Source organism: Dyella sp. S184 (genome assembly GCF_009766065.1).
In the GTDB taxonomy this organism is placed as follows: domain Bacteria; phylum Pseudomonadota; class Gammaproteobacteria; order Xanthomonadales; family Rhodanobacteraceae; genus Rhodanobacter.
The window spans coordinates 1,676,975-1,693,300 of the sequence record NZ_LMUE01000002.1 but is presented as its reverse complement, the minus strand read 5'-3'; the positions used below and the strand labels follow the sequence as shown (position 1 = coordinate 1,693,300).

General features: G+C 57.5%; 14 protein-coding genes and 2 pseudogenes. 7 read left to right on the top strand and 9 right to left on the bottom strand.

What is annotated here, in order from left to right; genetic code table 11:
• The 4 genes from GSQ75_RS07455 to GSQ75_RS07440 form a co-directional block, all read right to left on the bottom strand.
• Positions 1 to 335 (bottom strand): hypothetical protein (locus GSQ75_RS07455; protein ID WP_216840629.1); only part of this gene is annotated, 335 nt, incomplete at its 3' end.
• A gap of 42 nt (positions 336 to 377) precedes the next feature.
• Positions 378 to 947, bottom strand: coding sequence for a TetR/AcrR family transcriptional regulator (locus GSQ75_RS07450; protein WP_158753813.1), 570 nt, complete (start codon positions 945 to 947; stop codon positions 378 to 380).
• A gap of 297 nt (positions 948 to 1,244) precedes the next feature.
• Positions 1,245 to 2,600: a cytochrome c peroxidase gene (locus GSQ75_RS07445; RefSeq protein ID WP_158753812.1), complete on the bottom strand. Its 1,356-nt coding sequence runs from the start codon at positions 2,598 to 2,600 to the stop codon at positions 1,245 to 1,247.
• A 76-nt stretch (positions 2,601 to 2,676) separates the two neighbouring features.
• Positions 2,677 to 4,482 carry an alkaline phosphatase family protein gene (locus GSQ75_RS07440; protein ID WP_158753811.1) on the bottom strand — a complete coding sequence of 602 codons (1,806 nt, stop codon included), beginning with the start codon at positions 4,480 to 4,482 and terminating at the stop codon, positions 2,677 to 2,679.
• Between the two features lie 504 nt (positions 4,483 to 4,986).
• Between GSQ75_RS07440 and GSQ75_RS19175 the strand changes: the two are divergent.
• A pseudogene (locus GSQ75_RS19175) lies at positions 4,987 to 5,160 on the top strand (pyrimidine dimer DNA glycosylase/endonuclease V); the annotation flags it as partial.
• 1,097 nt (positions 5,161 to 6,257) lie between these two features.
• A complete protein-coding gene (locus GSQ75_RS07425) occupies positions 6,258 to 6,572 on the top strand; it encodes a TolC family protein (RefSeq protein ID WP_158753810.1) in 315 nt (104 codons plus the stop codon).
• A gap of 493 nt (positions 6,573 to 7,065) precedes the next feature.
• On the opposite strand, the gene GSQ75_RS07420 is transcribed toward GSQ75_RS07425, so the two are convergent.
• Both GSQ75_RS07420 and GSQ75_RS07415 read right to left on the bottom strand, forming a co-directional pair.
• A complete protein-coding gene (locus GSQ75_RS07420; RefSeq protein WP_158753809.1) occupies positions 7,066 to 8,715 on the bottom strand; it encodes an MASE1 domain-containing protein in 1,650 nt (549 codons plus the stop codon).
• A gap of 375 nt (positions 8,716 to 9,090) precedes the next feature.
• A complete protein-coding gene (locus tag GSQ75_RS07415; RefSeq protein WP_158753808.1) occupies positions 9,091 to 9,786 on the bottom strand; it encodes an autoinducer binding domain-containing protein in 696 nt (231 codons plus the stop codon).
• Between the two features lie 414 nt (positions 9,787 to 10,200).
• On the opposite strand from GSQ75_RS07415, the pseudogene GSQ75_RS07410 reads away from it, so the two are divergent.
• The 5 genes and pseudogenes from GSQ75_RS07410 to GSQ75_RS07385 form a co-directional block, all read left to right on the top strand.
• Positions 10,201 to 10,432, top strand: a pseudogene (locus GSQ75_RS07410) (transposase); the annotation flags it as partial.
• Between the two features lie 467 nt (positions 10,433 to 10,899).
• A complete protein-coding gene (locus tag GSQ75_RS07400) occupies positions 10,900 to 11,238 on the top strand; it encodes a DUF302 domain-containing protein (RefSeq protein WP_216840628.1) in 339 nt (112 codons plus the stop codon).
• Positions 11,239 to 11,312: 74 nt separating this feature from the next.
• Positions 11,313 to 11,720: a hypothetical protein gene (locus GSQ75_RS07395; protein WP_158753806.1), complete on the top strand. Its 408-nt coding sequence runs from the start codon at positions 11,313 to 11,315 to the stop codon at positions 11,718 to 11,720.
• 131 nt (positions 11,721 to 11,851) lie between these two features.
• Positions 11,852 to 12,250: a DUF427 domain-containing protein gene (locus tag GSQ75_RS07390; RefSeq protein WP_158753805.1), complete on the top strand. Its 399-nt coding sequence runs from the start codon at positions 11,852 to 11,854 to the stop codon at positions 12,248 to 12,250.
• An 85-nt stretch (positions 12,251 to 12,335) separates the two neighbouring features.
• Entirely contained in the window at positions 12,336 to 14,222 is a 1,887-nt protein-coding gene (locus GSQ75_RS07385; RefSeq protein ID WP_158753804.1) for a beta-L-arabinofuranosidase domain-containing protein, read from the top strand.
• A gap of 407 nt (positions 14,223 to 14,629) precedes the next feature.
• Here the strand turns inward: GSQ75_RS07385 and GSQ75_RS07380 are convergent, their stop codons facing one another.
• From GSQ75_RS07380 to GSQ75_RS07370, 3 genes are read right to left on the bottom strand one after another with little or no spacing between them, the layout of a single operon-like run.
• On the bottom strand, positions 14,630 to 15,055 hold the full coding sequence (locus GSQ75_RS07380; protein ID WP_158753803.1) for an EVE domain-containing protein: 426 nt from the start codon (positions 15,053 to 15,055) through the stop codon (positions 14,630 to 14,632).
• Positions 15,052 to 15,387 carry an antibiotic biosynthesis monooxygenase family protein gene (locus tag GSQ75_RS07375; RefSeq protein ID WP_158753802.1) on the bottom strand — a complete coding sequence of 112 codons (336 nt, stop codon included), beginning with the start codon at positions 15,385 to 15,387 and terminating at the stop codon, positions 15,052 to 15,054. The genes GSQ75_RS07380 and GSQ75_RS07375 overlap by 4 nt, the downstream gene beginning before the upstream one ends.
• A 31-nt stretch (positions 15,388 to 15,418) precedes the next feature.
• Positions 15,419 to 16,324 (bottom strand): SDR family oxidoreductase, encoded by a 906-nt coding sequence (locus GSQ75_RS07370; RefSeq protein WP_254058463.1) that lies wholly within the window; start codon positions 16,322 to 16,324, stop codon positions 15,419 to 15,421.
• Positions 16,325 to 16,326 lie beyond the last annotated feature (2 nt).

Here is a 16,326-nt window from a genome sequence, read left to right as displayed (position 1 = left end):
TGAAGCGCGGGCAATACAACGAAGTACATCGCCCCAAGAACAGCTGTGATTAGCAGGCCAGCGCACACGCCCAGGGCGATATTCCTGATGCCCGGTGTTCGAAACCCGATTGACGACAGCAGCCGGCATTCTATCTTGCGGACATACAACAGGATGGCGGCGACATAGATCCACCAAATGGCTTCATTGCCGATCAGATGACCAATGCCCGCAAATTCATGATCCCAGTCGCCGATGGGAAGGCAAGCAACACCAAGCGCCAGCGCGAGCCCGACAAGTGTCACCAGCCACTTACGCCTGCGGGCGGGTTCGGGTTCAGTGGCCAACGTGTTCATGGATCAGCCTGCATGGATGTGAGGGATGCTCTGCGGACGCCTTCATGCTTTCGACAGACTTGCAAGCGTTTCGGTGGCCATCTGGATGAAGCAATCGAGAGCCTGCGTGGTGCGTTTGCGATCGCCGCTGCTCATGAGTTCGATAAACAGGCCATCGAACACGGCTGCGCATAGCGTCGCCATGGCAGGGGTGCGTAATGAGGGAGACAGTGCAGTCAGCGCAAGATCAAGCCAGTTATCGGTATTGCGCCCGAGGTACTGCGCATAGGTATCCGGATTTTGGATGGCGAGGATCTGCAGTTCGTACAACAGCTTCAGATACAGATAGTTTTCGTCAGCGATGGCCCAGTTCCAGAGCAGCTTGAGTGGTGGCTTGGAACTCCTGGCCGTCGATGGTTTTTCCAGCAACTGGGCGAAGGATCGCCGCACATGCGCCTGCATTGCCTCCAGTACCTCGGTGAGCAAGTCTTCCTTGGACCCGAAGTGGTAAATCAGCAGGCGGGCGCTGGTTCCGGTTCCCGCTGCGAGCGGGCGCAGCGACAGATCGGCCAAGCCGTTTTCAAGCAGATAGGCGATCAGCGATTCGATCAGTTCGTCTTTTCTATTTTGCATGTAACGAACGTTACATGAAACGTTCGTTACATGTCAAGAACTGACAACCATGTCCGGCAAATATGAAGACTGAATCGCCTCCCGCACTTGACGGTAGGCAGGTACTAAAACGCTTGCCTAGGGATATGGGACTCGGGAAGAACGTTCATGACGTGGCCTCGATTTCACACAGCACTACTTCAAATAACCGCCCTCGGCTTTTCCGGTGGCCCTGCGCGTTGAGATGCACCGCACGGCAGAGGACCGACGACACCGTCACACGACATCCAGCTGAAGCCTGCCATTGCAACCGGCGATTCAACGTACGGCTTCGTCTCGTATGGGGACATCCTTATCGTTCAATGTCCTTAGAAATGCGAGGATGTCTCTGATTTCAGCATCGTCTAATGCCGGCTTGTCGCCGGCCTTGCGATTAAGCGGGGCATCCACGGTATCGACGTTGGCCAGATACTTCGCCGGAAGATCGTCGAATTTGACGATGTGCCCATCCGCTGTTCGTGGAAAGAACCTGCCGGGATCGGTATCGCGCTCTGCGTAAAACTGCAGCACCTCTTTGAGTGTGCGCAAGGCGCCGTTGTGGAAGAACACGGACCGGGCCGCCACGTTGCGCAGCGACGGTGTCTTGAATAACCCGCAGTTCTGCGCCTGCCGCGCATAACGGTCCATGCGCAAGGGGCCGCACAGGCCAAGGTCGAAAAATGCAGGATCGGCGTCGGCGCCGATAGTCTTGTTGCGGGGTACGCCCAGGGCTTCGAACTGATAGTCCGTGAAGGCGGGTGGCCGGCCGTCGGCACGGTTTCGATCCGGGTGGCAGGCGGCGCAATTGCCCTTTTTAGGATCGTCGTACAAGGCCAGGCCGCGCCGTTCTGGCGCGTTCAGGCTGGCGTTCCCGCGTAAATACCGGTCGTATTTGCTGTCGTAGGGATGGAAGGCAGAGTCTTCGACTTGGTACTGGCCGATGGCGCGCAGCGCAAATGCCAGCAGCCGACGCTTGTCCTCGAAGACGAGCGGTCCGCCGGCTCGTTTGAAATCATCCACATAGCCGCTCTTGCGCAGCTTTTCCGCCACGGCATCGGGGGAGGTATTGGCCATTTCCACCGGATTCAACAAGGGGCCCAGCGCTTGCAGCGCCAGGTTTGCCGCGCGCCCGTCCCAGAATAGGCCGCCCTGCGGGACGAGCGCCTCTGAGCTGGCGTTTGCCACCTTCGCGGTGCGCGGCTCCGGTGCAGCCAGCAGTCCCGCGCGGGCGCCCATGCGCCCATGCCTGGCGTCTGCTGTTGCATCATCCGCAGCGTCGGGACCGATCGAAAATCCCGGGGTGTCGCTGGCATAACGCAGACTGGGGACGGTGCGTAGGCCTTGCAGGTTCAGACCTGGCCCGCCCAATTGCACGGCTTGATCGTTCGGTGGACCAAAGGCGCGGGCAGGGCTATGACAACTGGCGCAGGATTGAGTGCCGGAAGCGGATAGCGAAGGATCGAAAAACAGCTTTTTCCCCAACCGCGCCATGGGGCTCAAAACCTGCGGCGCTGCGGTTGTGGAGCTGACCTGTGCCGGAGCGTGCCGGCAGCCGCTCAAGCTCAGGAACATCAGTGCCGCGAGCGCGGAGGTAAATGCCAGCAAACGCCGACGCGACGGAACCTGTATCTGCATCGAGAAGGACTCCCGCCGAGCTGCCAAAGCTCTGCCCCTCGCGGCGGCGGGGGCAGGCAGCGATGCGACCGACCGCTCAGGGCGTCACGGTGAAATTGATTGGACTGGCCAGACTGGTGTAGCCACCGTTGGAAAAGTAGTAGGCGGTGTAGTTACCCGGCGACAAGCCTGCGGTGCTCAGGGCAACATTGCCGTTGGCGGTCGGCACGTACTGCCAGACGTCAGAGGAGTTCGTGCCGGGCGTGGCGCCGGCACTGTAGATGCCCACCCAGTTGCTGGTGCTGAACTGTGCGGCGGGCGTGGCATAGTTGAATACGATGTTGCCGCCCTCGGCCAGCTCGGCAGTGCTGCTGGTGAAGATAGGCGAGGCTACCGGCGGCGTAGGCGCAGCGAAGGCGTCGTTGATCGGGGCAGCATAGCCATCGTTGGCAGTGAGCGCGGGCAGGCCTAGCGCACGCTCGATGGTGACGCCGGTGTTGAAGTGATTGTAGCTGACGCCGCTACCGTAGCCAGGCCGGACCAAGCCCAGCGAATCCACCAGGATCGTCGCGATATGGTTGCCCTCCTCGGGTAGAGCCAGAGGATCGTCGGATTCATCCCAGGTCAGGACCAGCAGGGAGCGCTGACCGAGCCACGCCGGCGAGCTTAAGATCGGCTGCAAGGTCTGCTTCAGCCAAGCATCCTGCACCTGCAGACTGGTCGACGAGCCGTCACCGGATGCTTCGCCGTCGTTGTAGTCATCGGCAGCCAGCCAAGCGAAGTTGGGCGTCGTGGCGGCGGACTGTAGATCGGTGGTGAGCTGCGTGGTATCGAACAGGTGCGCCTGGCAACGCGCCGTATTGGTACTGATATCGGTAAAGTTAATGAACGGCGCGTCGTCAGGTTCGTAGTAGCTATCGTACTGAGTGGTGAGATTGCAAGGCGTACCCATGCCTTGCTCGTAGGCTTTCCAGGTCTTGCCGATAGCCTCCAGGCTGTCGCCGAGATGGGGAGAGGTGATCTTGATATTCGGCCAATAGACCGCCCCTTCAACGAAATCGCTACCGCCGGCGATGGCTAAGTAGTTCTCGTCACTCGGGTGATAGGTGCCGCTGTAATTAGTCAGCAGCGTGCCGCGGTTGGCCAGCCCATTGATGAACGGCGCATCGCTGGTGTCGCCAATGACCTGCGAGAAATTGGTGTTCTCCATCTGCACCACGAACACGTGGTCATAGGCCGGCACCGTGGAGACTGGGGTGTCTAGTGGCGGCGCCGATAGTGAGGTCGAGAGCGTCAACGACAAATTGTCGGCGTAGCTGACGTTGTAGGAATCGACGGGCGTGCCGAGGAACTGCACCAGCACCTCGATGGAGCGGGTGCCGGCAGGAATCTTTCCGGCGGTCGAGCGTGCCAGGAACGCATTATCGTCATTGCGCTGCGAGGCCGACACGGTCGGCATCTGCACCGACGCACCCAGCGGTTGACCACTGGCACTGAGAAAAGTGGCGCTTACCTGAGTGTACGCGCTATAGCTGCCCCAACCGCCGAGCCAGCCGGACAAGGTGTAGCTCACACCGCCGCCGTCGATAGCGGCGCCATCCGAGGACACATTCACTGTCTGGCTGATGGCCGCGTTGCCGTAAGGGCCGGTGGCGATGAAACCGTTGCCGGGCGCTGGGGAACTGGGAGTAGAGAACTTCGCGCTCGAATAACACACCACGCTAGGGCTGCCGTACAGCACAGTCCAGCCCGGCACGGTGGTCACTGCTTTAAAATCCGCAGTGCAGGCACCAGACTCGCCACCACCATCGACCAGCAGGTTGGGGCTGGTTTGTGCCAAGGCCGTTCCGGCCGGGCAGGCCGCTGTTGCCAGCAGCAGGGTCAGCGCCGCGGTATGTTTCATCCTCACGGTTAAACTCCTCTTCACAAGTGTGGCTGCAGTCGTTGGCGATCTGTAGTGGGCTTGTCAGCGCTTGCCGGCAAGCCTCTGTGACCGGTCGAAATGATCGGTGCGCCGCAATTTTCCCCATGTTCCCGGCTCACGGTATCGCACTAGCTCATCGTTCAATCGGCGCTACTTGTCCGCTCTGGCATGGACACTCCCACGCATACCAGGCTGTGCTTTGGCGCAACAAAAAAACGGGTAGGTGGTAGAGGATGATTTGGCCAAATCAAATCGCTACCTACCTCTTGCCCGCGCCAGCTCAAACTTCATGCGCAGTACCTTTCCGACTTTGACATGGGTTGATGTCAAAGCCCTTACAGCGCTGTCGTGGGATGGCGACATCATTAACTTAAGCGAGCGCCGCTATAAGCGGCGGATCCGTTCCAGCACGAAGTCCTTCTCACCGTATTCGCTCACCACCGACCAAGCGGCGAAAAGCTCCCAAAAGAAGTTGGTTACCTAGACGCTCAAGGCCTCGTCGCACTATGGCGGGAGGGGTTGCTGGTTCGGGCAGTGCTTCGCGGGAACACGCGCGGGTACAAGCATCACCTGCAACTCGACCGCTTCACGGCGCATGCGCCGACGCGCCTAGCGATTAACGCCTATCTTGCTGGGGTCCTCGATGGCTTTGGCTGAAGTTGTAGCCGGCGTCGTGGCATTGCGCTGTCGCGCCCGTGGGTGCGCGTCACGATTCAATATGCGCAGGCCGATGCACCGTATTTCCAGCCTTGTTGACGTAGCTCCCTGACTCGATGAGGTGATCATCGTGCGGGGGTGGTGTCTGCTGCGTCTGTTGTAAGGGCTGGGACGGCGCAAGCTAGTAGGCAGGGGTAGCGGATGTGCACGCCAGACCAAGCACGGCCGCAAGGATGAGTTGCCGGTACATGAGTTCCCCCTATTGCAGGTAGGCACCGGCCAGCGCATGCCCCCTAGCATGCCAGAGCACGATAGCCATCGTCCTCTGACATCGCATCGGTCTTCGCTTACGTGTCAGCGTGTACCAGGGACCTTACGCAAGCCAAAAAAATGGCGCCCGAGGGGGATTGGGCGCCGAGGTGTATCCATTGAATAACCCACAGAAGTCAACCGTTGTTCGAGCAACCTGGCATGCCAACTCGACCATGTTGCAGATGCTCGGTGAACTTGGGCGACCTATTGGCAACGATAGAGAGATGCACCTTCGAGCGAACCTGTAGGTTCTGTCAGTTCTTCGGCATGTCTTCTGATGACACATTGGCTCTGAATGGTTGCGAGGAGTCAGGAGAAGGGAGATGCCACACACAATCTATGTTGTGCAGGGTTTTCGTGGTGGGTGCAAGGCGATCACGCAATGCTTCAAGAGCGAAGCGCTAGCTAGGGAGCACGCCGCTTACCTTGGAGGGTCATTCGATGGTGTTGTTATGTGGTGTCATACAGCCGACCCCGACACAGGCAACTATGACGGATCCTCTAGCCGTCCTGTCGCCATCGCTGCAAATGGTTCCCGCCAGTGAATTCCGGTTGTTCGCCGATGCACCGAGCGCCCCTGAGCCGTAGCAATTCTCTATCTTTGGTTTAGCAAGGAGAGGAGCGCTAGCTAGCGAGCACTGCAGGTGCTGGATCAGCGGTTCCCGCCCTTACGCGGCTGAATCGGTGGACGATGGCGTGCTGGTCGATTCGACTCCTATTGTTGCCGACAGGACGGATTGTTTGAACTCCATAACCTGGCCTATCCGTGCTCCCGGAAAGCATCGGTGCATGCGACCTCTGCACAGGTAGGCGTTGCTACGGCCAATCTGCTTCCGCATATTTCGCTGTCCGCGTCGCTGGGTTCTGAAGCATTCAAACCAGGTAACCCGTTCACGGCTGCGGGCTCGATCTGGAGCGCGGGCGTTTCGCTTACTCAGCCGATTTTCCACGGTAGCGCCCTGATGGCTCAGCGCAGGGCCGCGATTGCGGATTACAACGCGGCGTTGGCGCAATACCAGCAGACCGTGCTCAATGCTTTCCAGAACATTGCCGATAAGCGTTGGTGCTACCTTTCTATCGGCATATGTGTGCCGCTATGAATGGACGGGGGCTTTATGTTCTGCATATCACGTAAGATCGTTTTGGTTGGACTATTTGGCTTGGTTCTATCGACGCCTGGGTTAGCAGCCAAGCTACCTTCAACGGGGCTAGGTCAATCCTGGCCGAATACCAATGATGTGAGTGCTAGTCCGCACTACCACGTGTATCTCTTTGCTAGAGATGGGATTCGATACATCCAAGTCAATGACTCTAACGGAAAGGTGCGAGCTGCCTTTGCAACAGCCAACCAAGTCATTTTTGTGCTTCCCATTGGCACTGATGCTCAGAGCGCCGGAACGTCTCAACAATCCGCTGCACAGGCAACAACAGTCAATGCATCATTGAGAGAGAGGGTCTACTCCGACAACGTAGTACAGGTGACTGCGACACCACAATCCAACGGAACGTTGCTTGTAAATGCTTCGTTGACTGGTTGCACAGACCCCTACAACTGCATCGGTGGTAGTGTGATTTCACAATGAAATTGACGCTTTAATTCACCCATAGCTGAGTTTGAGCGGGAGCGGTTGACTGCTCTCGCTCTCTTTTTCTCACATCCTGTAGTAAGAAAGTAATTCGAAGCTTCTCGTGGGTCGATTTGACGTGGAGTTCGCCTTCATAGAGGTTGGCGTGGTCACGCATGGATGCCAAGCCCAGTCCATTTGCTCCAAATCGAGCAGCCAGATATTCGCGCTCTAGTTTTCTGTATGAAGGATCCATCATCTGAAGCTCCTGAACTTCACCTTCTAAACGAAGAACCGCCCAACGTTCGCCGTTTGTTTCCCCTCCACGCAAAGATAGGGTGATGGTGAGACAGGTCTCTTCCCCGCAGATGTAGACCACCGTTTCGCAAGCCAAACGATAGATAGCTGCTTGAATGCAGGGATCGAGCTGGTTCAAGCCACGCCCCTTGATCTGGCAAAAGTAAGCCATCCCCGCTTCATCAAGGGTACGTGCAATCGTCTCCTGAAGGGCTGAAGCTAAGCCTCTATCGCGCCAAGCAACAGGATGCATGCTATCTGCAAGTCGGTAAACCTGGCTGCTTGTTGCAGCGGCTTGCCTGTAGAAATTCTGACTCTCGGAAGCTTGCAGCAGATGCTTGAAACGATCGAGTAAACGGCCGTGCGATAGTTGTAACGTACTCCTGACTTGCTCCAGTGCTGTTGCCGTTTGACGCAAGCGAAGCTCACCCTGGTACAAGCCCTTCCGAGCAAGCTCCATGGCGCCTTTTGCATCGAGGCACCTCCGCATTTCTTGCAGGTTCTGGGCTGTGATCCGTGCACCTATGGCAAAGAGAGTAGTCACTGCAAAAGCAATGAAGGCTTGTGCTTGCAGGAGATCGGGTTCTGGGCGAGATGCAATCGCGATGCAAATGCAAATGATTGCGAGCGTTCCACCTAGCACTGCTGCCCGCCAACCGTACCTGATAGTCAGCCATAAGACAGGCAAGAACATTACCATCCGTGTAAGTTGCTTGGCATCCTCGTTGCCATGCAGGCTCAGCCAGGAAAGAGCAATAAGTGCGGGAAGAATGAGGCCAACTGTCTCTATCAATAAGCGACTCTTGGCAAAGCGTTGAAGTCTTGAGCGAAGCAGGCCAGCGCTATAGTCCATTTTCGCTATCAGTACCCATGGCACAACGGCGAGTATCGAAATGTACTTTCCGACGAAGAGGCCAACAACCATCAGTGACTTTAGTCGCAGGGGCGGAGTTCCAGCGGGCAGACGGACCGTTGCCATCGTACCGAAATTGACGAGTGCCCAAACCAGCGATACCAGCAATCCGCAGATGAGCAACGTCTTGACGTTGATAAGTCGTTTATTTGGAAACAATGCGAGGCGACTTTTACACCACCAAACAATCGGCATTGCGAGAGCGATAGGTGGCATTGTTTCGAGCAAGACAGCCATGGGGCCGAACTGAGCCAGGCAGAGAAAATCAAAGTACGCAAGCGGGAGTAGTTCGCCAACAACCAAAGCTGGCCAAAATCGGTAAGGCACCAGCAAAAGACAACTAAGGCGAAGCCCAGCTGTGACCGGAAAGTGTGCATCCGATACCGGGCGCAGCAGAATGTAGGTCACCGCATATGCGACGACTACCGCGACTTGGTTGAACCAGAAATCCCCTTTGATACGGTGCATATCCTAGCTACCTCATAGCTTGAAATATCGCGCCCCATCCAAGGTTTCATGGGGTATTCCCTACGAATGTTTCACCGGTTCTACGCAAAGACTTGCATTATTGCATCTTGCCCATCCTAGCCAGATCTTTCCATGAAATCGTGGAGACATAGCCTAAGAGCCGAACGCCGTCACGTTTTCGAGCTTAACCTATAAGCCATACGGGTAAACCTGATAGAAATCCTCGGTCTCAGGCAACAACAAAAGAAATGAAGCGACTTTCACCTCATGCTCGGAATCAGCACAATGACCGCATCATTAAAGGTCGGTTGCTGGGCATGCTTGTAGCTCTGATAGCTCTCACCACAGTTTTTCGACTAGCTGGCACCGGTTAGATTAAAGCATCCCCAATAGCATCGCCTTCGCAACTGCTTGCGTTTTATTGGTGACGTCCAGTTTAGTTAAGCTACTTGTGACGTGAAACGTAACAGTGCGTTCGGAGATTCCAAGAATTCTACCGATCTCATCTGCTGTTTTACCTGCGGCACTCCATCGCAGTATTTCGCTTTCGCGGGCCGTCAATTCGCAATCAGATATCGGTATCAGCCTTTGTATTTCAGCAGAGCTAATCAATCCGTGGATCACATGTGATAGCCACACCAACTTCATCTCAGTCTCTGCTAATTCCGATGAAGTCACCGCTTCATGTGACCGAGCCAGAGAGAGCATGCCGGTTGTCATGCGCTTGCCGTGGGTGGTGAATGCCCACCCATGTCTTATCCCGTGCGACCTTGCCTCTTCCCAAAACGCTGGCTGACTTTCAAAAAGATCATCCGTCCAGACAACAGGAGATAGCTCTGCCGATGATGTTCGCTGAATGACGGGATCAATCTCGAGATACTTATTTGCGAAATAGTGCTCTAACCAATGGTCGGGATACGTGCTAGCCCACGTGACACTCGGTTCTGAAGCGAGAACCGGGATTCGCAAAACGTAGGAGCAGTATTCGAAACCCAGATGACGCACCATCGTGGCGAGTTCTTTTAAGGCCTCGGCATTCGACTCTCCCGCTGACAGCGTGAGCCTATTCAAACAGTCTTCGCGCCAAGACTTCACAAAACTGGCCCTAACGCAGCTTTCGGAAGATGGCAGTTGGTCGTCTTACAACACTGTATGTACGGTGAGTTATCCGACTTTATTGTTAGTCGTTGTGAGCTCGTCGTCATGCTCATCACAATCTTCATGAAAAGATCTTCGGATAGCTAGACAAGCATCACCTTCGGCGCATTTCCTAGCCTGAACTTACAGCGAGAGCTAGTGTCGGAGAGTCTTGATCTAAGAGAGGATCTTACTCTACTTGTCTATGTAGGTCCGCGAGCGACGTCCCCCCGGTTTTGAGTAGTACAGCGATTTGGAGTCCAATCCCTCAACCCAAGGAGATTGGACGTGAAGAAGCGGTTTACCGAAGAACAGATCATCGCCTTCCTGCGTGAAGCGGAAGCCGGCATGCCGGTGAAGGAGCTGTACCGCCGACACGGCTTCAGCGAGGCCTCGTACTACCTGTGGCGCAGCAAGTTTGGCGGGATGAGTGTGCCCGATGCCAAGCGCCTGAAGGAGCTGGAGACCGAGAACGCGCGGCTGAAGAAGTTGCTCGCCGAGCACGTGCTCGAGAACGAGGTCACCAAGCAAGCGTTGCGAAAAAGTGGTGAGCGCACCGGCTCGGCGCGAGTTGGTGCGGCACACGCCGCAGCACCGCCTCTTCATAACCGCCGGTGGCTTCCACCACGATACGAACGTCCTCGCGATCCTGCAGCCACCGAACCAGTCGGCGGATGCCCGCTGCCGTGTTCGCCAACCGATGCACCTTTGGCTCGCCAAAGATCGCCACGTCCAACGCTGCCTTGCCCACATCAATGCCCACTGCCGTCATGACCAAACTCCGTTAAAGTAGGAAATGCCGAGAGCCACTCACGGCCTGCCCACGCTTATCGGTGCGAGTTTTCCTCGCGCAACTGTTCGGGCGAAGGACGTGAGGCCGGTGGGCGACCCAGGCTGGAGTAAGATGCTGCTACACCGAAGCGTTATCGGGTGTGCTCATTAGACTAAGGAATCTTCAAGACATAAGCGTTAGGCACAACTCCCATGTCATCTTGCGGCCTCGTTGAGCTGAAGAGCCCTTACCCGTTCACTGACACGGTGCAACGGTTGCACGCTGCTTTTTCCGAGAAAGGTATCAAGGTTTTCGCAACCATTGATCAACAAGCGGAAGCCCGGGCTGTTGGTTTGACGATGCCGCCCACCACATTGATCGTTTTCGGCAATCCCAAAGCGGGCACGCCGATCATGCTCGCCAATCCACGAGCCGGCATCGATCTACCGTTAAAAGTTCTTGTTTGCGAGCTGCAACCAGGCCACATAGCTGTCATGTTTACCGCTGCTTCCGAGATTATTGCGCGCTACTCGCTTCCGATCGAGTTTGCGTCCAATCTCTTACCCGCCGAGCACCTCATTGCAGCCGTCCTCAATGAGAGCGCCGGCGCCTAACTATTGGTTCAATGCGGACGGCTTCGCCGCCGCTTAACTCCAGCGTTAAGCATCTATGGCAAAGGGAGAGGCGCATGGTATCTACAGAACACGACCTTGAACTTGAAGCGTATCGGCAGGCGAGCGATGATTTGCGGCACTACAGTAGCCTTCGCTTCACTGTTCTCGGAGCATTTGTAGCCATCTCGGGCGGCCTATTCACCTTATCGGTAGAGCGCATTGAGGACAGCCACGCATTCTCTGCAATTACCATGTTCAATATCGTCGTTGCATTTGTTTTCGCTGTCTTTGAGTGGAGGATAAACGCAATAGCAGAGTTCTATGCGAAGAAAATCGACATCCTCGCCGAGCAACTGAAGATGAGCCAAGCCGCTTGTGATGCTCCTTCACAGTCTGCGTTAGGAAGGTGGCTAGCACCATTGCTGATGTTTCTAATTTATGGTGGCTCAGTGGGCATGTGGCTCTATACGTGCTTCGTCTGAGGCAAGACTGCTTGGAGAGCCGTGGCTCCGGTTGCGCTGGAACGGGTGACGGCGAGCCCACTCCGCCCATCTCTCACCCAGCGCTTTTTACGAGGCGCGACACCGTCATCATCCTTTGTGGAGATACGACTATGACCCTACTCACACCTCCCATTGCCAGGACGATCAAAGTGCCCGGTCCGGATCATCCCATCGCGATCGAACACAACGCACAACACGTCATTGTGAAAGTCGCTGGCCTAGTTATTGCCGATACGCACAGCGCATTCACGTTGAAAGAAGCGAGCTATCCGCCCGTCCGGTACATCCCTCGGCAAGACGTGGATATGGCGTTGCTGAAGCGCACCGACCACAGCACGTACTGCCCGTACAAAGGCGAATGCGCCTACTACAGCATTCCGGCCGGCGGTGAGCGCGCCACGAATGCGGTGTGGACGTACGAACACCCCTACGATGCCGTCGCACTGATCAAGGACCATGTCGCGTTTTATCCAGATCGCGTCGATACGATCGAAGAGCTCGATCACTGATTTTCCCTCTACTCAACTCCTAATCCAAATTCGATGTGGCTGGACGCTGTTTCCTTCTGACCCTCGTCCCGGAGTCCACTCAGACATGGCCGACGAACATTCGCCCACCGGCTTTTCGCGCCGGGAGTTCCTGAAGACGGTTTCCCTGCTCGCCGTATACGGTCAGTCGTTTCCTTTGCTTGCGGCAAAGGTCGTGCCGAACGCAACGATGGCAACGGCGCCGACGGACTTGCTGGAAGAATTCTCGTATGGCGACGTACAGCTTGCGCCTGGTCTGGCGCGCATGCAGTACGAGCATACGCAGGGCGTGATGCTGCGTATGAACGTGGACTCGATGCTCAAACCCTATCGCCTGCGTGCCGGACTGGCGGCGCCGGGCCCCCAGATGGGCGGCTGGTACGACGCGGTGTCGGATGCCGTCAGGGCGGCTAACAAGGATCCTTACGGCGGACACGGTTTTGCGCCGGGGCATGCCTTCGGTCAGTGGATTTCCGCGCTGGCCCGAGGTTACGCGGCCTCGGGCGATCCGGCAGCCAAGGCCAAGGTCGAGACCATCCTCGCGGCCTACCAACCGGCGATCTCAGGGCGCTTCTACGCGAACTTCCCCTACCCGGCCTACAACTACGACAAGATCGTCTGCGGACTGATCGACGCGCATTCGTATTGCGGCATGGAATCGGCATTCCCGCTGCTGCAGCGGACGACCGACGTCGCCGAGCCGCATCTGCCGCCACGCGCGCTCGATCGCGGCGATCCGCAGAAGCGCTGGCGGCAGTCCATCGGGGAGAGTTCCTCGGGCTGGTACCTGATGGACGAGAGCTACACGCTGGGTGAGAACCTGTTCCTCGCCTGGCAGCGTAAGGCTGGGCAACGCTATCTGCCACTGGCACAGCGGTTCCTACTCGACGACACGTTCTTCACGCCTCTGGCGGCCGGCAACAATGTGCTGCCGAACCATCACGCCTACAGTTATGCCAACGCGCTCAACTCGGCGGCACAGGCGTACATTGCCACGGGCAGCCGCATGCATTTGGACGCGGCGCGCAACGGCTTCGAGATGATCGTTGCGCAGAGTTTCGCCTCCGGCGGCTGGGGCCCAGAGGAATATTTCCGCAAGCCGGACAGCGACGATCTCTATACCACGCTGGCCACCACCCATCGCGGATTCGAGACGCCGTGTGGCAGCTACGCTCATCTGAAGCTTGCGCGTTACCTGCTGCGCATCACCCGCGATGGCCGTTATGGCGACAGCATGGAGAAGGTTTTCCTCAACACCGTGCTCGGCGCCAAGCATCTGCAGGATGACGGCCACGCGTTCTACTACTCGGATTACAACTTCAAGGGCGCGCGCACCTATTTTCCGGATCGGTGGCCATGCTGCTCCGGCACGCTGCCGCAGGTGGCTGCGGACTATCACGTAATGATCTATTTCCACGATCCGGCAGGCGTGTACGTGAACCTGTATACGCCCTCCACCGGCCACTGGATCGCCGCCGACGGTACGCGGTTGGCGCTGATGCAAAGCGGCGATTACACCAACGACGGCCGCGTGCGGCTGGACCTCAAGGCCAGCGGCAGCTCGCGCTTCCATCTGCGCCTGCGCATACCCGGGTGGTCACTGCAGGGCGAAGGCAGACCAGATATCCGCGTCAACGGCGCGACGGTAGCGGTGGATGTGGCATCCGGCTTTGCCGTCATCGAGCGCACCTGGAAGGATGGCGACCGCATCGAACTCGCGCTACCTATGACGGTACGTCTGATTCCGATCAACGCGCATCACCCCGATGTGGTGGCCCTAATGCGCGGGCCGCAGGTGCTCTTTGCGCTGACCGAGCGGCCGAAGCTCAGCCGCGGGCAGCTCTTGGGGGTAAAGCGACGCAGCGACGGCTTGTGGCAGGCGGGCGACGTGCGCTTTGCTCCGTTCACGGCGATTCATGACGCGCCATACACCACTTACATCGAACTCGCGTGAAGGCCGAGGAATGTCGCGCGGCTTTGGACAGCCTTTAAACCGGACTCGAATGGTGCGGATTGCTCCGTATCCGTTCGTGCCATGGTCCAGGCACAAAAGCGATTGCCACGACAATCCAGGCAATGATGGCGCTCACTGCAAACACGAGCATGGCGGTCATGTGTGGCCAGCTCGAAGTGGTCGAGACGAGTGCTGATATCAGAAGCGACACAATTGCCGTCGGCAGGATGTCTGTCTTGGCCGTTTCCAGCCAGGTCACTAGTGCTGACATCGCGTCCCCCTCGGTTCCAAGCTTATGTAACGCCTATATCGGTGGCGTTGTCCTCGCTGGCGACCTATTTAGGCGCGCTCTAACCACCAAGGCTCATGCGGGCTAATGCTGTTCAACGAAGGCGTGTGTTTTTAGGTCACCGGCGCTGCGCCACTCCCATGGCACGGGCGATGATGCGAAAATCCTTATCGTCGATTTCGAACAAGCTTCGACGAAACACCATGCCCCAGGACGAGCTGCCACGCGTGAAGTCGAGTTTTTCGAGCAACGGCCTGACCGGTGCATCGTGTGCCTTGAAGTAGTGCACCTTGCGACGGAAAGGCTCGAAACACTCACTCTGTTTCGCCCGGTGCGGTTCGTCATCCAGCACCCGTCCGACCGCGGTGAACGACTGAACCCGTTCGCCGGCGTTCAATCCCTCCCGAGGTGAGTAATAGAGGATGTCGTCGCCACGCTTCATGCGTTTTACTGGCGCCATCTTGCCGTGACCGGCCTGGGCGAAACCGCCCTTGATCGCAGCCTTCACATGGTCGCGGCTCCCCACTCCGATCCAGGAAGTCATGGCTTGTCACCAATGCTTACAGTTTCACGAAGCTCGTAGATGATCGGATCAAACGATACGGCGAGGGCGGCCGCCGCTTTGAGATGCTCTCGCGTCGCTGGGTCGCGTAGGAACGCGTCATAGTCCGCGCGCGAGCGCCACTGGGCGTAATTGGATACGTGCGTGCGATCCTCGCTGATGTGCAAATTGGCGGACACGAAGCCCGGCACATGCCTGATCCGGCTCTCGGTCGCGTGGCGCAGTTCGGCAAGTAGCGCATCGGCAATTTCCGGCGAAACGGTGAAGGTGTTAATGAGCACCATATGCCCGTCTTTCGGGTCCAGGGTCGTCATGACATGGTCCTTGGAGTGGTCACGATGTTGGTCATTCTGCGCAAACCGCTCGCTCGACGGCCTGACGCCACGCGGTGGTAGGGTGGCCAATCAGGGCGCTCAACTGATGGCTGTTGTCTTCCAACTCACCTTTCGATGCGCCCGTATCCGCGTCCGCGACGAGTTCGGCGACGTCCTCGGGCAACTTCATGTCGATGAGCGTGCGCTTGTAGTCGGCCTCGGGCATGTCCTTGTAGTCGACGGTTTTGCCGGCTGCCGCCGAGATCGCGGCGGCGAAGTCGGCCAGGGTATAGCTCTCGTCCCCAGCCAATTCATAAATGCGTTCGGCCTGCCGTTCGTTCGTCAACAGAACGGCGGCCGCCTCGGCCAAGTCGCCGCGCGCTGCGGTCGAGAAACGTCCTTTCCCTGCGCAGCCGAGCACTGCCCCGTATTTGAGCGCTGACGGGATGAGAAGCAGATGGTTTTCCATATACCACCCATGTCGAAGCAAGGCGTAAGGAATGCCTGACGCGGCAAGGATCGCTTCGGTTTGGCGATGGTCCTTACCAAAGCCGATAGACGATGTGTCGGCATGAAGCAGGCTGGTGTAGGCGATCAGGCTCACCTTCGCGGCTTTCGCTGCGTTGATGACATTCTCATGTTGGGCAACGCGTCCTTCGTCCGCGCTGGACGAAATCAGAAGCAGCCGGTCGATTCCTTGAAAGGCTGCGACGAGCGTGTCGGGCTTTGTATAGTCGGCAAGCCGGATTTCGATCCCGTGCGCGACAAACTGCTTGGCGACTTCGTGATCGGCCGATCGGACGCCCGCCACGATCCGGTCCGGCGAAACTCGTAGAAGCAGCTCGCTGATCACCCGCCGACCAAGTTCACCGGTCGAGCCGGTCACGAACAGCCGCGCATGAATTGGCTCCGCCAATTCACCCTCTTTCGTCTCCACGG

Bases quoted from the DNA above. Each gene is read 5' to 3' on its own strand.
- GSQ75_RS07380 (WP_158753803.1), bottom strand. From the start codon at position 15,055: ATGACTTCCTGGATCGGAGTGGGGAGCCGCGACCATGTGAAGGCTGCG.
- GSQ75_RS07445 (WP_158753812.1), bottom strand. From the start codon at position 2,600: ATGCAGATACAGGTTCCGTCGCGTCGGCGTTTGCTGGCATTTACCTCC.
- GSQ75_RS07440 (WP_158753811.1), bottom strand. From the start codon at position 4,482: ATGAAACATACCGCGGCGCTGACCCTGCTGCTGGCAACAGCGGCCTGC.
- GSQ75_RS07420 (WP_158753809.1), bottom strand. From the start codon at position 8,715: ATGCACCGTATCAAAGGGGATTTCTGGTTCAACCAAGTCGCGGTAGTC.
- GSQ75_RS07375 (WP_158753802.1), bottom strand. From the start codon at position 15,387: ATGACGACCCTGGACCCGAAAGACGGGCATATGGTGCTCATTAACACC.
- GSQ75_RS07395 (WP_158753806.1), top strand. From the start codon at position 11,313: ATGGTATCTACAGAACACGACCTTGAACTTGAAGCGTATCGGCAGGCG.
- GSQ75_RS07450 (WP_158753813.1), bottom strand. From the start codon at position 947: ATGCAAAATAGAAAAGACGAACTGATCGAATCGCTGATCGCCTATCTG.
- GSQ75_RS07385 (WP_158753804.1), top strand. From the start codon at position 12,336: ATGGCCGACGAACATTCGCCCACCGGCTTTTCGCGCCGGGAGTTCCTG.
- GSQ75_RS07390 (WP_158753805.1), top strand. From the start codon at position 11,852: ATGACCCTACTCACACCTCCCATTGCCAGGACGATCAAAGTGCCCGGT.